Source organism: Halobacteriovorax sp. (assembly GCF_041587335.1).
Lineage (GTDB): Bacteria > Bdellovibrionota > Bacteriovoracia > Bacteriovoracales > Bacteriovoracaceae > Halobacteriovorax.
In genome coordinates this window covers 1-4,668 of sequence record NZ_JBFGYP010000174.1, presented here as the reverse complement: position 1 = coordinate 4,668, position 4,668 = coordinate 1, and the positions used below count along the sequence as shown (strand labels likewise).

6 protein-coding genes and 1 other RNA gene are annotated in these 4,668 nt (G+C 35.5%); 4 read left to right on the top strand and 3 right to left on the bottom strand.

What is annotated here, in order from left to right:
• Positions 1-427 precede the first annotated feature (427 nt).
• The 3 genes from ABX784_RS15510 (at position 428) to ABX784_RS15500 (ending at position 2,378) form a co-directional block, all read left to right on the top strand.
• Positions 428-616 (top strand): hypothetical protein, encoded by a 189-nt coding sequence (locus ABX784_RS15510; RefSeq protein WP_372655973.1) that lies wholly within the window; start codon positions 428-430, stop codon positions 614-616.
• Between the two features lie 567 nt (positions 617-1,183).
• Positions 1,184-1,798, top strand: coding sequence for a DUF5343 domain-containing protein (locus ABX784_RS15505; RefSeq protein WP_372655972.1), 615 nt, complete (start codon positions 1,184-1,186; stop codon positions 1,796-1,798).
• Positions 1,791-2,378, top strand: a complete 588-nt coding sequence (locus ABX784_RS15500) for a Swt1 family HEPN domain-containing protein (protein WP_372655971.1) — start codon at positions 1,791-1,793, stop codon at positions 2,376-2,378. Before ABX784_RS15505 ends, ABX784_RS15500 begins: the two co-directional genes overlap by 8 nt.
• Before the next feature lie 223 nt (positions 2,379-2,601).
• Here ABX784_RS15500 and ABX784_RS15495 read toward each other — a convergent pair whose 3' ends face one another.
• Entirely contained in the window at positions 2,602-3,219 is a 618-nt protein-coding gene (locus tag ABX784_RS15495) for a hypothetical protein (protein WP_103218374.1), read from the bottom strand.
• A gap of 29 nt (positions 3,220-3,248) precedes the next feature.
• Between ABX784_RS15495 and ABX784_RS15490 the strand changes: the two genes are divergently transcribed.
• Positions 3,249-3,404: a hypothetical protein gene (locus tag ABX784_RS15490; protein WP_372655970.1), complete on the top strand. Its 156-nt coding sequence runs from the start codon at positions 3,249-3,251 to the stop codon at positions 3,402-3,404.
• Here ABX784_RS15490 and ABX784_RS15485 read toward each other — a convergent pair whose 3' ends face one another.
• A complete protein-coding gene (locus ABX784_RS15485; protein WP_372655969.1) occupies positions 3,405-4,250 on the bottom strand; it encodes a cation transporter in 846 nt (281 codons plus the stop codon).
• 277 nt (positions 4,251-4,527) lie between these two features.
• Positions 4,528-4,668, bottom strand: a transfer-messenger RNA (tmRNA) gene (gene ssrA, locus ABX784_RS15480); the annotation flags it as partial.

The following is a 4,668-nucleotide window of genomic DNA, read 5'->3' as shown; positions in this document are numbered from 1 at the left end:
TTACTTCATACTTTCTAGAAGATTTATTTTAATTTCTTTACATCTAAGACTCTTAATCAAGAAGTAATATAATTAACTATGAAGAGCTTACCAAAACAAGATTCAACCAACTCTCACTACGATCTGCTCTAAGATCTTCAGCTATCCAATCTTTAGAAATAGATAGTTCTGGAGGAAGAAGTTCTTTTAGAGTGGCTAGCACTTAAAAAGGAAATACGTAAATAGTGTCCAAAGGAGTATGGCATCCATTTAGCCACCTCATACCAGAGAAAATGAGGGAGAGGCCATCTTAAACGATATGATCACTTTACAATGTAACAAATTGTTACTCAACTTCAAAAGTACACAAATATCTAACTACATTTATTGACAAACTAACCTCGATATAAACAATAGAATATAAATTAAATGTAAACAGGGATATAGAATGCAGCTTTATCAAGACTACTATAAGAGTTTTAACATTTCAGAACTCACTTCTACTTTTCAAGGTGACTTTGAGAATGGGATAAATGCATGCATTGAGTGTATCGATCGCCATACAGGAAAAAATAAAACGGGTCTTCTCGGTAGGGAGTGGAAAGTGAATCAAACCTTCGATCTAGAAATAGCTTAAAGCATTCATAAAATCTAAAATTCTTTCGTTAGTAGTCTAAGTATCATAAAGACCTAGTCAGCTGGATAAATAGAATAACCAAAGAATCTGATAGAGCTTTTTCAAGTAATTATATGGTTGAAAGAATTGACTCTCAAATCTCCCACTACAAAGTTGGTCAACTAAACCTCTAAAACAGGTCTGAACAAAACCTTGCCACACTTCTGCCACAATCAAAAAAGGGAAACCGAAGTTTCCCTTTAATTTTAAATACTTACTTTAATATGGTGGAGGTAGAGCGATCCCACGCGCACCAAAACTTAAACCCTGATTATTATTCAATATTTGATACCCACTTTTTAGGGAAGCCAATTCATAATCCAGAAATACTTAAACACCTGTATCTTGATCATAAGCTATCCAGCTACAAAATTTCTGAAATAACTGGCTGGTCTAAATCTGCTATATGCAAAGCTATTAAATTTTACAAAATACGGACACAATTATGAGAAGTTCTTACCTCATGAGACTTAAATTCCAAAAGGAATTACAATGGATTTAATTTATTTCCACAAAAAAGGAGAATTTATGTCATTAATAAGCACTTATGCTATGTCCCCCAGCAAGATACCTGACTTCTTTTCAAGTATTCAAAAAGGCCAAGCTCCCTCGAAATTTACACATCAATACTTAAAAGATATCGGGTTTAAAGGAACAAATGATAGGCCTTTTATTAAACTACTTAAAGATCTAAAGTTCTTGACCTCAGATGGAACTCCAACTCAAAAGTATCATGAATACAGAGATTCAAGTAAATCCAAAAGTGTTTTAGGACAAACATTAAAAGAAGCTTACTCAGATTTGTTCGTAATCATTGAAAAACCTAGTCAATCAGATAGAAGCCAGATCGAGGGAAAGTTTAAAAGTAATTTTAACTCCACAGATGATCTTGCAAAAAGAAGAGCTTCAACATTCTTTGCACTTTTAGAAATTGCAGATATTGAACAGATAGGATTAACACAGGACATCACCCAAGAATCAGAGACAGGAAAATCAACCGATACTCCGACACAGACTCATCAACCACTACACTTGAAATCCGCAGGTTTTCACTACAATATTCAAGTTCATTTGCCCGCAACAAAAGACATTGAAGTATATAACTCTATTTTTAAATCAATAAAGGAAAATCTCTTTGAATAATATAAACAAAAAGTTAAAAGAATTTGTTTTCAAAGGTTTGTTGCTAGAAGCTGACTCAAAAAAATTTAGAGAAGCTGGCTATCGAATTGGAATTGACTTCGAAAGGAATGAAGAAAAGCTTTTGTTCGAAGAAATTGAACCTTTCAACATTCAAACAAGGAATAACTCAATAAGAATGGCTCGCCTATATGCCTTATTACATTGCTTTGAGAATCAAGTTAGAGATTTAATAAGAGATACATTAAGCGAGGTTGACCCAAATTGGTCGACAAACCTAATTCCAAAGAAAGTCTCTGATCATGCCAATAAACGAATTGACGGTTCAGAAAAAAACTCTTGGCTAGAAGGAGAGCCGATAGACCTACTGGGCTATGTCGACTTTGGACACTTATCAGATGTCATTTTAAACCAATGGACACACTTCGAAGCTTTAATTCCAAGTCAACACTGGCTGAAGCAGCGAATGGACGAGTTAGAAAAAACAAGAAATTATATTGCCCACAATAGGATGTTACTCGATTCAGAGTTCGAAAGAATTTACATGTATATCAGAGACTGGAATAAACAAATTGGACTTTAAAGCCTATCAAAACGAATGTCTCTGGGTGCGCGTGGCATCCTAATGGTGGAGGTGCCGACAGACTTGCAACACTTTGTTTTCATTAAGGTCACAAAGCGAAGTGTAGCCAAAATAGCCACGACGGCCCATACTTTCGATAAACGTTATCACTACTCTTTTGTGTAACGTTTGGGTGTGTTCATTTTAATACTAATCATAAGTGTAGGCAAGTCACTGATCGCAATTAAAGACGTCTTGATCTTCTTAGAACATGATTGGGGAGAAATCTTCTTCTAGAATTTATTACTACTTGCTGTCTTCTTCTATTAGCTTCTATTCGGTTAAATAACTGTTTGGAACTTTGAATAAAATTTCTTAGAAAGCTATTAAATTCATCTCTCATTTTTCCTAAATTAAAATCTATAAAGTTTTGTCTACTGAAAGGAACAACGTAAGACCAATCACCTTCTTTAAATGGCAATAACCACCAAATTCTTTGCTCTTCTCCAAAGTCAAAGAAAACGGGAACCTTACTACTACTCCATTCATTAAGAATCCTGCTTTCCTCGGTATATATTTTCATCAGCATTGGATTAGGAGTAATCTGTACACCATCTTTTAGAGCATTAAAAAATTGCTCCTTATCTCTTTTCCTACGGAGGCCATCAACGACCCATACCAACTTTGGGTAAAAATTATCTCTTGATAACCTTTCTTCGCTTGTAATGAATGAGTGTTGAAACTCTATTACTGAACCATGTACTGTTTTAACATCTGCGATATGCTTTTCACCATCATCAGCAGTTCTTTCGGGTGTATCACTTGGTGGAAAATGGAATAAAACAACGGTTGGAGACATCATCAACCGCAACCAAAATCAGGAGGCATAGGATGCGTGCGATAATTGAGATATTTCTTGCGATATTATTTACAGTGATTTCAGGAACTACGGTTTTGAATCTATCAAGCCAAACGATAAAGAAAGAAGCCCTTTTGAAAGTTCAAAAGGGACTGCCTTCATTAGAAAGTTTTATAAAAAATGACTAATTAATCACAATTACTTGAACAACATGATTCTTTTATAGGCTCTGCTTTCTTAATTTTTGATAGCTTAATTATGCTAATGCCACCTCTGATTACAACAAGAGAGACAATTCCTCCAATAATAAGGTCAGGAACATTACTCTTAAGAAAATATACCAAAGCACCGGAAAGAATCACTCCGGTATTAACGATTACATCATTAGCAGAAAATATCCAACTGGCCTTCATGTGAACTTCTCCGTCTTTATGCTTATGAATCAATATAAGACACCAGAGGTTAGCGATAAGTGCAATTACTGAAACCACGATCATATAATTAGACAGTGGCTCACTTCCAAAATAGAATTTTCTACCAACCTCGACCAAGCAAAGCAGGCCAAGAGAGATTTGCATAATTCCGCTAAAATATGCCGCCTTATGCTTCATTGCAATTGACTTTCCAACGGCATAAAGACTTAAACCATACACAAATGAATCAGCCAGCATATCTAGCCCATCAGCAAGAAGCCCAGTAGACTCAGCATAAAACCCTAAAATGATCTCAACAACAAACATCGTAAAATTTATACCGAGTAAGTATTTTAGCGTTTTCGCTTCTACACTAGGAGCGATATCTGGAATATCATGATCTAAAACCTCTTGAGAGCTTATTAAATCACCGGGAAGAGAAATAGCCTTTAAAGAGTCCAGTATCTGGTCTTTATCTACACTATGATAAAACTGCACAGTCCTAGACTCTAAATCAAACACCATCTTCGCGCTTGGGTCTAAGTTTTCCATCAATCCTTCGATCATTTTTATTTCAGAAGGACAATCCATTCTTTTTATATTTACAGATGTTTTTTGCATCTATGCCACCCAATCAGACTTATGGTCTGGATTTTCCTTTTTCTTTTTCTCAATATCTTCCAATTTATAGGAGCGAAGTTTAATCTTAAAATTAAGGTTAGGTTGATTTCTCGTAGGTTTCTTTTTACAAATAACAAATTTCAAAACAAGCCTCCCAGCAAGTAGTTTATCGGACACTGTAGTAAAATTAATTAGTTATAAATATGTCGGCCGTGTCCAATTCAGACACGGAAAAGAAGGTCAAAACTCAATGATTTCAACACCCTAATGCGGTACATGGTGGAGGTGGCGGGAATCGAACCCGCGTCCGAATTTCTTTCTATAGAGCGGACTACGTGCGTAGTCTACGGTTATCGTCAGTAGACAAGACTGTCTGAAATACGCGACCTCAGCAAACCCCAATTGTTTTTTTAGATGG